The sequence below is a fragment of the Flavobacteriales bacterium genome, assembly GCA_016699575.1.
Taxonomy (GTDB): Bacteria; Bacteroidota; Bacteroidia; order Flavobacteriales_F; family PHOS-HE28; genus PHOS-HE28.
Window position 1 is genome coordinate 4,043,927 of record CP064979.1, and the last position, 15,612, is coordinate 4,059,538.

The following is a 15,612-nucleotide window of genomic DNA, read 5'->3' on the forward strand; positions in this document are numbered from 1 at the left end:
CTCAGCGGGCAAGCTTCAACACCCGAACCACCGCCTTGCCTGTCCGGAGCGTGTAGAGGCCATTCCGAAGTCCTGACAAGTCCAGCACGTTCAGCCCCACTGTGGGTTGAACGGTCATGACCACACGACCGGTCGCATCCATCACTTCCACGTTCGCCCTTTCGTGCACCGTGATGTTGAGCGGGCCTTCGGTGGGGTTGGGATAAGCGACCAGTTCCGGTTCAACGGTTTCCTCAACGCCGGCATAGATCGTCCCGCAGTTGCCATTGCCGTTGCAGACCTGCTCGGCGAGGAAATCGGTAACGTGCGCGAACGAGAACTCGGGATCAGAATTCAAGTAACCCACATGCCCATTGCCGGGATATTGCAGATAACAGTTCTCCACCCCCATGTTCTCCATGCGAAGGTGCACGTCGTGGCCACCGCTTGCATACAATCCCGTGGGAAAGCCGATCACCTCCACCATCTCGGTGAAACACGGCACCACTTCATCACCCGATTCGTGCACGCTCACCAGGGGCTCGTCACCGGGTTGGATCCACGACGTATCGCCGAGCGCACCGCTCATGCTCCAACAGGCCAGCACGTTCTCCGGATAGCCCGGTGAGCCGCTGTTGCCGCTGATGCCCCCGAGCGTGGCCGTATCAGGATAAAGCACCGGGGGTAGCTCGCTGCTTTGATCCAGATAGGCCACATGGAGCGCTCCAATGGCTCCAGCACTGACCCCACCCACGATGATCCGCGCCGGGTCAATGCGGTAAGGGTTGTTGTCGTCGATGACGCTCTTGTGCAGGTAGCGGACGCAGGCGAGCATATCGTGCGAGCAACGCATCACCGCCTGCGTGGTGGTAGCGGCGTTGGGCAGGAAAAAGCCCACGCGGTAGTCGTGTGCAACGGCCACATAGCCGAGCTGGGCAAAGGCGATGCACAGCGGTGCAACGTCGGCGCGCGAGCCACCGATGAACGATCCGCCGAACGCTACGAGCACGCAGGGGCGGGTGGAAACGGTGTCGCCTTCGGGCTCATAAATGTCCATGTACAAGGTCTGCATGCCTCCCCCGCTCACGGGAACGTTGCTGCCGAAGGCGATGCCCGATGTGGTCGTCACCGCATCGAAGAACGTCGGGGTGATGTATCGGCCCGAACCGCAGTCGTTCTGGGCAGTAAGCACAATGGGAAACGACAGGAGCACTGAGGTGGAGTACAACTTCTTCATGTATGGTCAGATGAGCAATGAACGCAGTGATCAGCACCGATCAACGCAACACCACTTGAGCATGAATGCCGGAACGCGGAACAACGATCGAATAGAGTCCGGGCACTAGCGTCGACAGATCGATCACCCCATTGGCCGCCACCGTGCTCAAGACAAGGCGGCCCGAGGCATCCAACACCTGCACCCCACCAAGTGCCCCGCGGTGTCCGGCCAACCGGACCAACCCGTGGGTCGGATTCGGGAAAACGACGCCGTTGCTTACTTCCGGTTCCTCAAGGCCGTTGATGCACGCCGCTACATCGAACAAGGTGATCGTGTTATTGCCCGCATTGGCCACGCACACGCGGCCGTTCACCTCATCGAAGTCGATATCGGCGGGGTTGGCCAGCCCAGCGGCACCAAGGCTGATACCAGCGGTTGAGAAATCCGCAGGGAAGGCATGGAGCTGGTCGTTGCCCCAGTTCGCCGTGATGAACCGTCCTAGGCAGTCGATGGTGATGCCATCGATATTGCTGAAACCCGAATTGATCAACAAGGACTGCGCACCGGTGTTCTTGTCCACCTGGGTAATGGGCGCGTTGCCGCCCCATGCCACCACCACCAGACGGTCGCCCACAGGGTCGTAAACGATGCCGTTCGGTGTGAAGGATGTGCTGGCCAGTGGGCTGAAGGTGTTCCCCGCGACATCCACCTTCAGGATCTCGTCGTTGCCGAAATCCGTCACGTACAGAAAGGTGCCGTCCGTGGTGATGCCATTGAGGAAATTGCCGCCGAGGTTGAGGTTGAACACCTGCGCACCGGTGCTCAGCGCATAGCCCTTCACGGTGCCGCCGCTGCACGCGTAAATGGCGGTGTCCATGATCTCAATGCCATAGGGCGCGGGGCTCACTGTCACGAAGTCGGTGACCGTGCCCGCTTGATCGCGCTGGCGGATCTTGCCGTTCCCGGTGTTGCTCACGAAATAGCGGTCGCCAACAGGGTCGTGCTCCACGCTTTCGGGGTTGCTGTACTGGGCATTAGCGCCGAGCGTGGCTGACACCAGGAGCGCTGACGAGAAAATGCGGAGGAATGATGGCGGCATGGGTCCGTGTTGGTGCGGGCAATGTACATGTGGCCGCGACGCGCTTACTTCGTTCTCCATGTTGCGTCCCTCCCTCCTGCTCGTTTCCTCCTTGGCGGTGCCCTGCGTTTCGGCGCAAACCGCCCAGTTCGACATCACCTACGGGCCCATGCCGCCGGAGTTCGTGACGGCGTTCGATCATGCCGCTGCCATCTGGGCCGGCATCCTCGTTTCGCCCGTGCCCATCAAGGTGAACGTGGCCTTTTTCCCGCTCGGTGCCAATGCGCTCGGCATCACCTTCCCCAACGGGCGTCGCGACTTTCCGAACGCGCCAGTGGCGAACACATGGTATGCGTCCGCCTTGGCCAACAGCATTGCGGGTTCAGAGCTCAATCCCGGCGAGAACGACATCGACATCTACTTCAGCAACGGACCGAACTGGTACACGGATACGGCTGGCACCCCTGCCGCGAACCAGCACGACTTCGTTAGCGTGGCCTTGCACGAGCTGGGGCACGGACTTGGTTTCGTCGGTCTTGCAAAGAAGATTGGCGCTGAAGGATCGTTCGGGCTGTTGCAACAAAGCGACTTCGCGCCGCTAACGACCACTTTCCCGTGGCCCCAGCTAGACACGCTCCCGGGCATCTTCGACCGGTTCATCCAAGCGCCAACGTTGGAGATGCTGGTGGACGTTCCCAATCCCAGCACCCCGCTCGGTTCGTTCTTCACCTGCAACAACCTGAACTGGAACGGCCCTTTTGCCCTGTCCGCCAGCGGTGGCGCTGAAGTGCGCATCTACGCGCCAAGCGTGTTCGCGCTCGGGAGCAGTTGTGTGCACTTGAACGAAAGCACATATCCGGTGAACAACCCCAACGAATTGATGACACCCTTCAACAGCGCTGGCGACGTGAACCATTGGCCCGGCACGATCTGCTTGGGGATCCTGCAGGACATCGGGTGGACCTTGGCACCAGGGGTCGGCGTGCATGAACACGGAACCCGGTCAACGCTCACCATCTTCCCGAATCCCGTCGAAGACGAACTCTCCATTCGTACCTCATCGAACATGGTGAACGATGTCGCGCTCATCATCGACGCGCATGGTCGACGGGTCGCTGAAGAGAGCGCGTTGGAGGCTATCGACGTCTCCCGATTATCACCGGGCATCTATTCAGTTGCTCTGCGCATCACCGGTGCCCATGCACGTTTCGTGAAACAATGACAACGATGGAACACCACTATGCCCTTTCAACCGAGTGGACCGGCAACAACGGCACCGGTACGGACGGCTACCGCAACTACGGCCGCAACCACATCATCCGCATCGAAGGCAAGCCCGACTTGCAATGCTCTGCTGACCCCACGTTCCGCGGGGACAAGTCGAAGCACAATCCGGAGGAGCTGCTCGTTGCCGCACTGAGCGCCTGCCACATGCTCAGCTACCTGCACGTGTGCGTCAGGAACGGTGTGGTGGTGACGGCCTACAGCGACAACGCCACCGGGCGCATGGTCACCGAAGGCGATGGCGGCCGGATGACGGAAGTGACGCTGCACCCGCAGGTGACCGTGCGCGATGCCGATATGGTGGAGAAAGCGAATTCGCTGCACAGCGAAGCGAGCAAGCTCTGCTTCATCGCCAGTTCAGTGAACTTCCCTGTTCGGCACGAGCCAACATGCAGTGCTGGCTGACTTGTTGGTCAGAGCAACTGAAGTTACCTTCAGCCTTCCATACCACACCGGGCCATGAAGAAACAAAATACCCTCGCCACCACTGTTCTTCTCACTGTGCTGTTGAACCAACCGGCCGTTGGCACTGCTCAGGTCATCACCGACGCGTTCGATGGCGTCGGCAACGAGACGTACACCGGCGTCAATGGCTTCGGTCCGTTCAACTGGGTGAACGCCATCAATTTCAATTTCCCCACTCAGCAGGGCAGCAACGCATTCCTGTCGAACTACACTGGGTTTCCCATTCCCAATATCGGCATGGTGAAACTCTTCGCGACCACGATGGACGCCACCACATACCGCGTGGCCTTCTATTGTTCACGCTATTCGAGCACGAACACGCTGGCCTATTCGGATTACGACACGCTCTACATCGGCTCTCCCGATGGCACCATGGTATGGGACACGGTCCCAACGCCTGCCGTGGACTATGAATGGGTTCGCTGGTCGGGCTTGTACACCCCGGCACCGAGCGACATCGGTGAGCCGTTCAAGTTCGGGTTCTCGGTAACCATCAACAGTGGAACATCATTCGCCCTGGACGGCCCGGTCACCGCAACGGACATCAGTACCGGCATCACCACGCAGCTGGACAACGAAGAACAACTCATGGCCTTCGCCGACCTTGCATCCCAAACCATTGTGCTGCGGGCCGCTGAGCCCATGGCCGCAATGGAATTGTTCGACGCTCAAGGTCATCGGGTGCTGGCGCGGTCCTTGGGGAATAGCACGGTAGCGCATGTGATCCACGCTGGTTTGAGCACTGGGCTTTATGTGGCCCGAGTGCGGAGCATGGACGGCACCCTGCGCACGGCACGTGTGGTGTTGCAGTAAGGCTCAGGCCAACGCACGGCGCAAACTGGCCGCTGCCGAAGCACGCACCTTGTTCTTCAGCACGGGGCTCCAACCCAACAGTGTTCCGGTGATGCCGAGCGCCTGTCGGCTCCATCGCCAGAAGCCGAAGTGATCACGCTGGCGCACGATCAGCCCATCACGCAGGTCGAACTTGCTGCGGATGATGTTGTGCACCTTCCTGCCCGACTTGCTGAAGGTGTAGAAAGCTTCCCACTCGCACACACCGCGCTCGGCGGTTTCCTCCACAACGCGGAACGTCACCTTGAGGTCGGTGCCGGTGGTGAGGAGCATCTTCCACATTGCGCGCACACCCGTGGCATCCAGATCGGGAAACACCGGGTCGCTGAAGCGTGCATCATCGGCATAGCACGCACCCATGATGGCCCAGTCGCGCTGCGCGAAGGCGGTGTAGAAGCGGGTGAGGGTGGACATGGGACAATGGTATCACAGGTTGTGATACCAACGTTGTGCTCCAAGGCGCTGTAGGCTTTCCTGAAATGCGCGCTGGCCAAGGAGTTCGGATGGTATCACATATCGTGACACCGACGGGGCTTGGGCATAACTAGAAACCCAATGCTGGCAACGCTCACAAGGGGAAAATGGGGTATCACAAATTGTGATACCCCCTGTGGATCGCGGCCTTTCGTCAATCCTCTCGACCGTCGATGCGGTCAGCCCACAACTGCAAGACAAGCATCCGTCGACGTAGGGAGTCGACCGGCTTGGTCCGAACTAGGACATAGAGATTACGACAACTCCTTCTTCACAGGAGCATCACGATACTCTGTGATTTCATACTTCGTCGAATCCATGAACCTACTGAGCACCACAACATCAAGTTCACCAAGCGCACTGCGGTTGAAGTTCTCCCACGTATCCTCCACCCTGAACTGGATGAGCGGTGTTAATCCATTCCCGTTTGCGACCGCGCCCTTCGCCTGACATAGAATGCCGAAAAACCAACTTCCAGCATCCGACCGATTCACGTTCAGTCCGACCGGCTCGTACGCCTCCACGTCGATGTGTTGTGCTGCATATGTCCGAAGACCGCCCATGCCAGTCCCTCCTTTCGGACTCTTGAACTCCATTTCGGCTGTTCCACGGAAGTCATTATGTGATGTGCTTGCCTCTATCATCTGTTTGTCTTTAGGCCACCAAGACGTCAAGAATCGACCCAAGCAAACGGCCTGACAGTTCGTCAGAATCACGGACGCTTTCATGGAAGAGTCACTACTTCAATGACTGTGGAAAAGTGATCCTCACCCCTCCCCTTCATGCCGGTAGTTTCGCGCTCCGCCATGAAGTTCTCCCATCTCCACGTCCACACTCAGTTCTCTCTCCTCGACGGCGCCGCCAGCATTCCCGCGCTGTACAAAAAGGCCGTCGCCGATGGTCAGCCCGCCGTGGCCATCACCGACCACGGCAACATGTTCGGGGTGTTCAAGTTCGTGGCCGAGGCCGGAAAGCACAAGAACGAGGATGGCACGCCGAAGGTGAAACCGATCGTGGGTTGCGAGTTCTACCTGGTGGCCGACCGCCACCGCAAGACCTTCACCCGCGAAGACAGGGACCAGCGCGTGCACCAGCTGCTGCTGGCCAAGAACACCGTCGGTTACAAGAACCTGAGCCGGCTGTGCTCGCTCGGCTACATCGAGGGCTTCTACAGCAAGTACCCGCGCATCGACAAGGAGCTGCTGGTTCAGCACAAGGAAGGGCTCATCGCCACCACGTGTTGCTTGGGCGCTAGCGTGCCGCGCACCATCCTGCGCAAGGGCGAGGCCGAAGGCGAGAAGGAATTCCGTTGGTGGCTCGACCAATTCGGCGAGGACTACTACGTGGAGCTGCAACGCCATGGCATTCCTGAGCAGGACCAGGTGAACGTGCTGCTGGTGAAGTGGGCGCGGCAGTACGACGTGCCGATCATCGCCAGCAACGACAGCCACTACGTGGACCAGCAGGACGCCAACGCGCACGACATCCTGTTGTGCGTGAACACCGGCGAGAAGCAGAGCACGCCCAAAGCCGACGACGGTGACGAGGACGGCTCGCAGAAAGGCAAGCGCTTCGCCTTCTACAACGACGAGTTCTTCTTCAAGACACAGGCCCAGATGGCCGCGACCTTCCACGACCTTCCTGAGGCGTTGGACAACACCAACCTCATCGTGGACAAGGTGGAGGCCTTGAAGCTGAAGCAGGATATCCTCCTGCCGAACTTCCAAGTGCCACCGGGCTTCTCCGATCAGGACGATTACCTGAAGCACCTGACGTACCAGGGTGCGATCAAGCGGTGGTTGACCCCATCCCAGCCTTCCCCGGAGGGGAAGGAGCACGCGGGTGGGGAAGTCTTGGGCGGTGGTATCGATTCACTGGACCCTGCCATCAAGGAACGCCTCGATTTCGAGCTCTTCACCATCAAGACGATGGGGTTCGCGGGCTACTTCCTCATCGTGCAGGACTTCATCAACCACGGGCGCGACATCGGCGTGCTGATCGGTCCGGGCCGTGGTAGTGCGGCGGGGAGCGCGGTGGCCTATTGCATCGGCATCACCAATATCGACCCGATCAAGTACGACCTGCTGTTCGAGCGCTTCCTGAACCCGGACCGCAAGAGCATGCCCGATATCGATACGGACTTCGACGACGAAGGACGGCAGAAGGTCATCGATTACGTGGTCGAGAAGTACGGCAAGCAGCAGGTGGCGCAGATCGTCACCTACGGCAGCATGGCCGCCAAGAGCAGCATCCGCGATGTGAGCCGCGTGCTCGACCTGCCGCTCAACGAAGCCGATCGCTTGGCGAAGCTCATTCCCGAGCGACCGGGCATCGAACTGGAACGCGTGCTGCACGCACCGCTCGATGGAGAAGGCAGTTTGAAGACGAAGGAGAATTTGAACAGCGACGAGCTCGACCTGGTGAAGCAGCTCCGGAAGATCGCCGAGGGTGAAGACCTGCATGCCGATGTGCTGCGCGAAGCCGAGAAGCTGGAAGGTTCCGTGCGCGGCACGGGCATCCACGCCGCCGGGATCATCATCGCGCCGAAGGACCTGATGGAGATCCTGCCTGTGTGCACCAGCAAGGAATCGACGTTGCTGCTCACGCAGTACGATGGCAAGGTGGTGGAGGACGCAGGCGTCATCAAGATGGACTTCCTTGGGCTGAAGACGCTCACCATCATCCGCGATGCGCTGCGCCTCATCGACCAGAACCACGGGATCCAGATCGACATCGATGGTATTCCGCTGGACGACCCGAAGACCTACGAGATCTATCAGCGCGCGCAGACGAACGGCACGTTCCAGTTCGAAAGCGTGGGCATGCAGAAGTACCTGCGCGACCTGAAGGCCGACCGCTTCGACGACCTCATCGCCATGAACGCGCTGTTCAGGCCGGGGCCGCTGGAGTACATCCCCAGCTTCATCCGCCGGAAGCACGGCCAGGAAAAAGTGAGCTACGACCTCCCCGAAATGGAGGACCTGCTGAAGGATACATACGGTATCACCGTCTATCAGGAGCAGGTAATGCTCCTCAGCCAGAAGCTAGCGGGCTTCACGAAGGGCGATGCGGACACGCTGCGGAAGGCGATGGGCAAGAAGGACCGCGCCACGCTGGACAAGATGAAGGGCAAGTTCATGGACGGCACGGCCGCCAAAGGACTTGACCCGAAAGTGTGCGAGAAGGTGTGGAAAGACTGGGAAGCGTTCGCGCAGTACGCCTTCAACAAGTCGCACTCGACCTGCTACGCGTTCGTGGCTTACCAAACGGCGTGGTTGAAGGCCAACTACCCGGGCGAGTACATGGCCAGCGTGCTCACGCACTCGCAGGGCAGCATCGACAAGATCACGTTCTTCATGGAAGAGTGCCGCCGCATGGGCATCCCCGTGCTCGGCCCCGATGTGAACGAGAGCGGTCTTCAGTTCGGTGTGAACAAACAAGGGCAGATCCGTTTCGGCCTGGGCGCGGTGAAAGGCGTGGGTGAAGCGGCCGTGCAAGCAATCATCGAAGCGCGTCAGACCGACGGACCGTTCACCAGTGTGTATGACCTGATGCGCCGCGTGAACTTGCGCTCCGCGAACCGGAAAGCGCTGGAAAGCCTCGCCTACGCAGGCGCGTTCGATGGATTTGCGAAGACGCACCGCGCGCAGTTCTTCCACAGTGCTGGTGAAGGCAAGCCGACCTTCATGGAGACGCTCACACGTTACGGTCAACAGCACCAGGACGGTGAGGACAGCAGCCAGGTGAGCATGTTCGACATGGCTGCGGAAGGTGCGGGCATCCCGGAACCGCCCCTGCCGCAGATCGATCCGTGGAGCGCGCTGGAAAAGCTGCACCACGAAAAAGAGGTCGTTGGCTTCTACCTCAGCGGCCACCCGTTGGATGACCATCGGTTGGTGATCAATCACCTGTGCAACACCACACTACCCCAGCTCCAGGACCTCAAACCCTTGGCTGGTCGCGAGATCTGTTTCGCGGGGATCGTCACCAAGGCAGAGCACCGCATTGCGAAAAGCGGCAAACCCTTCGGAACGCTCACCCTGGAAGATCACGCAGGATCCCACGAGTTCATGCTCTTCAGTGAGGACTACCTCAAGCACAAGCTCTACCTCAGTACCGGCACTACCCTACTGCTGAAGGGACGGGCATCGGAGCGCACCTGGGGCCGGGATGAAGGGCAGCTCGAGTTCAAGTTCACGAGCATGGACCTGCTGAGCGATGCCAAGGAGAAGTTCTTCACCAAGCTGAACCTCCGCGTGGATGCCGACCGGGTGAGCGACGATCTGACCCACGAACTGGCAGCCCTGTTCAAGGAGCATCCAGGCAAATGCAAGGTGAACGTGAGCCTGTACAGCACTGCCGAGAACGTGAGCGTGGACCTGAACGCCAAGGCGATGACCGTTGGCGTTAGCGAGGAATTGATGGACCGGTTGACCACCATGGCCGATGTGGAGGCCAAGCTTGGCTGACCAACTGTCAGGTGAAATGGGCACGGCAGGAACCTTGAAGGCCCCGGGCCACGAACGAACTTTGTACCGGTTGAAAAGTTGAACCAGTTCAAGCCTCAAGCAACGTCCCCGGGCTCAACTTGCAGCCGCTAACCGAACAAACCCTCAACGCGCAAGAGCGCACAGCAGAACATGGCACTCGAATTCACGGACAGCAACTTCGAAGAACTCGCCCTCAAGAGCGACAAACCCGTTATGGTGGACTTCTGGGCGGAATGGTGCGGCCCCTGCCGCATGGTCGGCCCAGTGGTGCAGGAACTCGCCAGCGAGTACGAAGGCAAGGCGGTCATCGGCAAACTGAACGTTGACACGAACCCGCAGGTGGCCATGAAGTACGGCATCCGCAGCATCCCCACCATCCTGTTCCTCAAGAACGGCGAAGTGGTGGACCGCAGCGTGGGCGCAGTGCCCAAGGCCACGTTGGCCACCAAGCTGCAAGGTCAACTGGCCTGAGCACGAGCACAACTTGATCGAACAAGCCCCGGTACGCCGGGGCTTTTTCGTTCTTTGCCTTACCGCTACATGCCCATCGACAACAAGGAAGTGCAAGCGCTCAGCGCGCTGGAGTTCAAAGCCCGCCAAGTGGTGGAAGGCTTTCTGGCGGGCCTTCACAAGAGCCCCTTCCATGGGTTCAGCGTTGAGTTCGCGGAGCACCGCATCTACAACCCGGGCGAGAGCACGCGCCACATCGATTGGAAGCTCTATGCTCGCACGGACAAGCTCTTCGTGAAGCGGTACGAGGAGGAAACGAACCTGCGCTGCCAATTGGTGGTGGACGCAAGTTCCTCGATGTACTACCCGCAACTGAAGCCCGAGGACACCGAAGGCTTGAACAAGATCCGCTTCAGTGTGTACGCCGCGGCAGCGCTCACACAGCTCATGCGCAAACAGCGCGACGCCGTGGGCCTCACCGTCTTTACTGATGAGGTGAAGGTGGCCGAGCAAGCACGCAGCAATGCGGTTCATCTGCGGCACATCACGTCGCATTTGGAGAGCCTGCTGGCCATCGACGCCCCGGCACAAGGCCAGAAGACCTCCATCGTGGATGCGTTGCACGATATCGCTCACCGTGCACCGCGGCGCTCGCTCGTGGTGATCCTCAGCGATATGCTGGACGGTGGAGACCAGGCGGCCATGTTCGACGCCTTGCAGCACCTCCGCTTCAACAAGCACGACATCATCCTCTTCCACGTGGTGGACCGGAGCAAGGAGCTCGAGCTCCAGTTGGAGGATCGGCCCTACACGTTCGTTGACCTGGAGAACGGGGAGCAGGTGAAAGCCCATCCGAGCGAAGTGCGGGAGGCCTACCGCAGTGCCATGGCCGAGCACTGGCACCAACTGAAGCTCAAGTGCGGCCAATACCGCATCGACCTGGTTGAAGCGGACATCAACAAGGGCTTCTCTCCCATCCTGCTGGAATTCCTACTCAAACGAGCACGGCTGTACTGACCTGCTGCTTCCTCTTTTCAAAGGGTGTTGCGCGGATCGGATGCGCGGCTACATTTGCCCCGCTTTTCGGGGAACCGGGAAGTCAACGGTTCGGTAGTTCAGCTGGTTAGAATGCCGGCCTGTCACGTCGGAGGTCGCGGGTTCGAGTCCCGTCCGGACCGCTTGAGATGAAGCCCCTGCAAAGGGGCTTTGTCGTTTCGGGCTTCTGAAAACATGGCATCGAACGATGCGATGCGCGGTCGGATCGGCAGCCAGGGTGCAGCCCGGATGACGAAAAGACCACTGGACGATCAGTGGGCACCAGCGGTACGATCTTCGAGCAGGCCGCTGCACCGACGATCGGCAATAACATGGACCTGAACAAATTCACCCTTCGCAGCCAGCAGGCGGTTGAGGCCGCCCAAAGAATGACCATGGAGCATGGCCACCAAGCCATTGAGACCGGTCACCTCCTGAAGGCCATTCTTGAAGTGGACAAGGACGTGGCGCCCTTCCTACTGAACAAGCTGAACGCAAACCTTCCCGTGCTCTCACAAGCGCTCGACCGCATTGTTGGTGGTTATCCGAAGGTGCAAGGCGGACAGCCGGGACAGGTCTCACGCAACTCGGCCACGGCCCTTCAGAAAGCCATCGGCTCCTTGAAGGAGTTCAGCGACGAGTACGTGAGCATCGAACACCTGCTGCTCGGATTGCTCGATGGTTCGGACAACACGGCCCAGTTGCTCAAGGACAACGGCATCACGCGCAAGGATCTCGTGGCGGCCATCAAGCAACTGCGGAAAGGCGAGCGTGTAACGAGCCAGGGCCAGGAGGAGACCTACAACGCACTCAACAAGTACGCGAAGAACCTCAACCAGTTGGCGCGGGAGAACAAGCTCGACCCGGTGATCGGCCGCGACGAGGAGATCCGCCGTACGCTGCAGATCCTCAGCCGCCGCACCAAGAACAACCCCATCCTCATCGGTGAGCCCGGGGTGGGCAAAACCGCCATCGCGGAAGGCATCGCACAGCGCATCGCCACCGGGGACGTGCCGGACGACCTGCGGACCAAACAGGTGTTCAGTCTCGATATGGGTGCATTGGTGGCCGGGGCCAAGTACAAAGGCGAGTTCGAGGAGCGGCTGAAGGCCGTTGTGAAGGAGGTCATCTCGGCAGAAGGCAACATCGTGCTCTTCATCGACGAGATCCATACGCTCGTTGGTGCTGGCGGTGGTGAAGGCGCCATGGATGCGGCCAATATCCTAAAGCCTGCACTGGCCCGAGGGGAGTTGCGCGCGATCGGCGCCACCACGCTGAACGAGTACCAGAAGTTCTTCGAGAAGGACAAGGCGTTGGAACGCCGCTTCCAGAAAGTGCTCGTGGACGAACCGGGGCGCGAGGATGCCATCAGCATCCTGCGTGGCTTGAAGGCCAAGTACGAGCACCATCACAAGGTGCTCATCAAGGATGCCGCCATCATCGCAGCGGTGGAACTGAGCCAGCGATACATCACCGACCGGTTCCTGCCGGACAAGGCGATCGACCTGATGGACGAAGCCGCGAGCAAGCTGCGCATGGAAATGAACAGCAAGCCGGAGGAGCTCGATGAGATCGAGCGCCGCATCATGCAGTTGGAGATCGAAAGGGAAGCGATCAAGCGTGAAAACGACGAAAGCCAGCTTACACACCTGAACAAGGAACTGGCCGAGCTCGGCGCGCAGCGTGATGCGTTCAAAGCACGCTGGGAGGCGGAGCGGCAGCTAGTCCTGAAGGTGAACGAGGCCAAAGAAAAATTGGAGCAACTGACCTTCGATGCAGCACAAGCCGAGCGGGAAGGCGATTTCGGCAAGGTGGCCGAGCTGCGTTACGGGCGCATGAAGGAGACCGAGGATGCTCTTGCGAAGGCCAAGTCCGAGCTGGCGGCCGTGGAGAGCGCCAGCAAGATGATCAAGGAAGAGGTGGACGTGGAGGAGATCGCCAACGTGGTGAGCCGCTGGACAGGCATACCTGTGACCCGCATGATGGAGGCCGAACGCACGAAACTCCTGCGCCTCGAGGACGAACTGCAGAAACGCGTGGTGGGCCAGGAAGAAGCAGTGCGCGCCGTAGCCGATGCCGTGCGCCGCAGCCGGAGCGGTCTCGGTGACGAGAAGCGGCCGGTCGGATCGTTCATTTTCCTGGGCACCACAGGTGTTGGCAAGACCGAACTGGCCAAAGCCCTGTGCGGGTACCTCTTCAATGACGACAACGCCATGGTGCGCATCGACATGAGCGAGTACCAGGAACGGCACACGGTGAGCCGGTTGGTGGGCGCCCCTCCGGGCTACATCGGCCACGACGATGGTGGACAGCTCACCGAAGCCGTGCGTCGCAAACCGTACAGTGTGGTGCTGCTCGATGAGATCGAGAAGGCGCACCCTGATGTCTTCAACGTACTGCTGCAGGTGCTCGACGATGGACGACTGACCGACAGCAAGGGCCGTGTGGTGAACTTCAAGAACACCATCGTCATCATGACGAGCAACATCGGCAGCAACATCATCCAGGAGAACTTCGAGAAGTTGGATGCGCACAACAGCGATGAGGTGATCGAACGCACCAAACGCGAAGTGCTGGACCTGCTGCGCCGCAGCGTTCGACCGGAGTTCCTCAACCGCATCGACGAGACCATCGTGTTCCGTCCGCTCAACCGCAACGATGTGCATGCCATCGTGCGACTGCAATTGGATGAACTGATGAACAAGCTCGCCGAGAAGGACATCCATCTCACCCCAAGCCCCCAGCTCATCGACCACATTGCCGAGAGCGGATATGATCCACAGTTCGGGGCGCGGCCCATCAAACGCATGATCCAAAAGGAACTGCTCAATGAGCTGAGCCGCCAGATCATCGCTGGCAAAGTGGAGACCGGCGTGCTGCAGGTGATGGACGTGTTCGACGGACGCATCGTGTTCCGCAAGCCCATTGATGAAAATGAAAAGAACGGGCACGGAGTTGCAGCGGATGGCAAGACGAAGGCGAAGAAGTGAAGTGACCGGCCCGACAGTCAACATTGATGGCTGTTGGATCGATCGTGCATAAACGCTGGCGATCGGTATGGCATGCGCATGCATGCGCGGCTAGTTTGCCAGCCGAACGATGTACTGAACTGCTTTGATCGACACACCGACCTTCACCTCCCAGCTGGATGAATTGCTGGTGGCACTGCGCCAAGTCTGCCAACGCCATTACACTGCGCCCGACCCGCGCCAACATCAGCTACCCACCGACCCGAGCATCTTCCTGGAGGATGTCCTCTATTACGTGATGGACCAGTGGTCCGAGGAGCTTGCAGCCCAAGGTCACGTGCTGGAACTGGACACTGCGTGGCAGAACCCGACCACCCCGTTCCCGCGCTACCACCTGCGCATGGCAGGTGGCAAGGTGTTGAGCCTGCTCTTCAGCGGCGAGTATCCTATGAGCCTCTCGCTCACCATCTCCAAAGGCCTCCGCCGTGCCGAGCAGTTCAGCGATGCGCGCTTGGTGCAGGTGAACCTGCGTATGAGCCTCGACCCCAATATCCTCATGCAAGGGGTCTTGGAGGGGCTGAAGCAATTCAGGCAGTTGCCTTGACCCCGACACGCCCATGCTCACGCTGTACCTCATCCGGCACGCGAAGAGCAGTTGGGACGACCCGCTGCAAACAGACTTCCACCGCCCTCTGAACGCGCGCGGCTTGCGTGATGCACCGGCGATGGCTGCTCATTTTGCAGCAAGGAGGGAACCCGTTGATCTGTTGATAAGCAGCCCTGCAACCAGGGCCCTTACCACTTCGCAACACGTTGCGGCTGCTTTGGGTGCAACGGACGACAGCATCGTACAAGAGCCCAGGCTCTATTTGGCCGACTTGTCCACGTGGCGTTCAGTGTTGAACGACCTGCCCGCGAGCGCCAGAAGCGTCGCGCTCTTCTCGCACAACCCCGGGATAAGCGAGTGTTGCGAATGGCTAAGCAGTGCTGGATTGGGCGAGTTGCCGACCTGCGCCATGGTATGCATCGACATGGGGGTAGATGAGTGGAAGGCCCTTGCCCGCGGAACCGGCACCGTGCGCTGGCACGACTACCCGAAGAAACATCCGCACCTCCAATAGCATGGCGCCATCCGCAAGGGTGATCCGGCTTTGGCGACGGTAAGGAATAACAAAGCCCCACTGAAGGGGCTTTGTCGGGGTGAGAGGATTCGAACCTCCGACTTCGTCGTCCCGAACGACGCGCGCTAACCGGGCTGCGCTACACCCCGATCGGTGAAGGGCCGCAAATGTAGGTTTCTTGGAGTTCCGGCGCGGA

General features: G+C 59.8%; 13 protein-coding genes and 2 tRNA genes. 10 read left to right on the forward strand and 5 right to left on the reverse strand.

Features of this window, described 5'->3' with window-relative positions:
* Position 1 precedes the first annotated feature (1 nt).
* Positions 2 to 1,216 carry a T9SS type A sorting domain-containing protein gene (locus tag IPJ76_16945; GenBank protein QQR86256.1) on the reverse strand — a complete coding sequence of 405 codons (1,215 nt, stop codon included), beginning with the start codon at positions 1,214 to 1,216 and terminating at the stop codon, positions 2 to 4.
* A gap of 40 nt (positions 1,217 to 1,256) precedes the next feature.
* Positions 1,257 to 2,297 carry a T9SS type A sorting domain-containing protein gene (locus IPJ76_16950; GenBank protein ID QQR86257.1) on the reverse strand — a complete coding sequence of 347 codons (1,041 nt, stop codon included), beginning with the start codon at positions 2,295 to 2,297 and terminating at the stop codon, positions 1,257 to 1,259.
* A gap of 58 nt (positions 2,298 to 2,355) precedes the next feature.
* Between IPJ76_16950 and IPJ76_16955 the strand changes: the two genes are divergently transcribed.
* The 3 genes from IPJ76_16955 to IPJ76_16965 are packed head-to-tail and all read left to right on the forward strand — an operon-like array spanning position 2,356 to position 4,838.
* Complete coding sequence (locus IPJ76_16955) at positions 2,356 to 3,498, forward strand: T9SS type A sorting domain-containing protein (GenBank protein ID QQR86258.1); 1,143 nt, start codon at positions 2,356 to 2,358, stop codon at positions 3,496 to 3,498.
* The gene (locus IPJ76_16960; protein ID QQR86259.1) at positions 3,495 to 3,965 is read left to right on the forward strand and encodes an OsmC family protein; all 471 of its coding nucleotides are present in this window, start codon (positions 3,495 to 3,497) and stop codon (positions 3,963 to 3,965) included. Before IPJ76_16955 ends, IPJ76_16960 begins: the two co-directional genes overlap by 4 nt.
* A 54-nt stretch (positions 3,966 to 4,019) precedes the next feature.
* Positions 4,020 to 4,838: a hypothetical protein gene (locus tag IPJ76_16965; protein QQR86260.1), complete on the forward strand. Its 819-nt coding sequence runs from the start codon at positions 4,020 to 4,022 to the stop codon at positions 4,836 to 4,838.
* Positions 4,839 to 4,841: 3 nt separating this feature from the next.
* Here the strand turns inward: IPJ76_16965 and IPJ76_16970 are convergent, their stop codons facing one another.
* Both IPJ76_16970 and IPJ76_16975 read right to left on the reverse strand, forming a co-directional pair.
* Positions 4,842 to 5,291 carry a nuclear transport factor 2 family protein gene (locus IPJ76_16970; protein QQR86261.1) on the reverse strand — a complete coding sequence of 150 codons (450 nt, stop codon included), beginning with the start codon at positions 5,289 to 5,291 and terminating at the stop codon, positions 4,842 to 4,844.
* Between the two features lie 314 nt (positions 5,292 to 5,605).
* Positions 5,606 to 5,947, reverse strand: a complete 342-nt coding sequence (locus IPJ76_16975; protein ID QQR86262.1) for a hypothetical protein — start codon at positions 5,945 to 5,947, stop codon at positions 5,606 to 5,608.
* A 210-nt stretch (positions 5,948 to 6,157) separates the two neighbouring features.
* Here IPJ76_16975 and dnaE point away from each other — a divergent pair, with 210 nt between their 5' ends.
* The 7 genes from dnaE (at position 6,158) to IPJ76_17010 (ending at position 15,416) form a co-directional block, all read left to right on the forward strand.
* On the forward strand, positions 6,158 to 9,820 hold the full coding sequence (dnaE, locus tag IPJ76_16980) for a DNA polymerase III subunit alpha (protein ID QQR86263.1): 3,663 nt from the start codon (positions 6,158 to 6,160) through the stop codon (positions 9,818 to 9,820).
* A gap of 171 nt (positions 9,821 to 9,991) precedes the next feature.
* Entirely contained in the window at positions 9,992 to 10,312 is a 321-nt protein-coding gene (gene trxA / locus IPJ76_16985; protein ID QQR86264.1) for a thioredoxin, read from the forward strand.
* Between the two features lie 69 nt (positions 10,313 to 10,381).
* A complete protein-coding gene (locus IPJ76_16990) occupies positions 10,382 to 11,308 on the forward strand; it encodes a DUF58 domain-containing protein (protein QQR86265.1) in 927 nt (308 codons plus the stop codon).
* Positions 11,309 to 11,395: 87 nt separating this feature from the next.
* Positions 11,396 to 11,469: transfer RNA gene (locus IPJ76_16995), tRNA-Asp, on the forward strand.
* Positions 11,470 to 11,658: 189 nt separating this feature from the next.
* Positions 11,659 to 14,316 carry an ATP-dependent chaperone ClpB gene (gene clpB / locus IPJ76_17000; protein QQR88497.1) on the forward strand — a complete coding sequence of 886 codons (2,658 nt, stop codon included), beginning with the start codon at positions 11,659 to 11,661 and terminating at the stop codon, positions 14,314 to 14,316.
* A 124-nt stretch (positions 14,317 to 14,440) separates the two neighbouring features.
* Positions 14,441 to 14,899 carry a hypothetical protein gene (locus IPJ76_17005; GenBank protein QQR86266.1) on the forward strand — a complete coding sequence of 153 codons (459 nt, stop codon included), beginning with the start codon at positions 14,441 to 14,443 and terminating at the stop codon, positions 14,897 to 14,899.
* Positions 14,900 to 14,912: 13 nt separating this feature from the next.
* Positions 14,913 to 15,416, forward strand: a complete 504-nt coding sequence (locus IPJ76_17010) for a histidine phosphatase family protein (GenBank protein QQR86267.1) — start codon at positions 14,913 to 14,915, stop codon at positions 15,414 to 15,416.
* A 74-nt stretch (positions 15,417 to 15,490) separates the two neighbouring features.
* On the opposite strand, the gene IPJ76_17015 is transcribed toward IPJ76_17010, so the two are convergent.
* Positions 15,491 to 15,565, reverse strand: a tRNA-Pro gene (locus IPJ76_17015).
* Positions 15,566 to 15,612 lie beyond the last annotated feature (47 nt).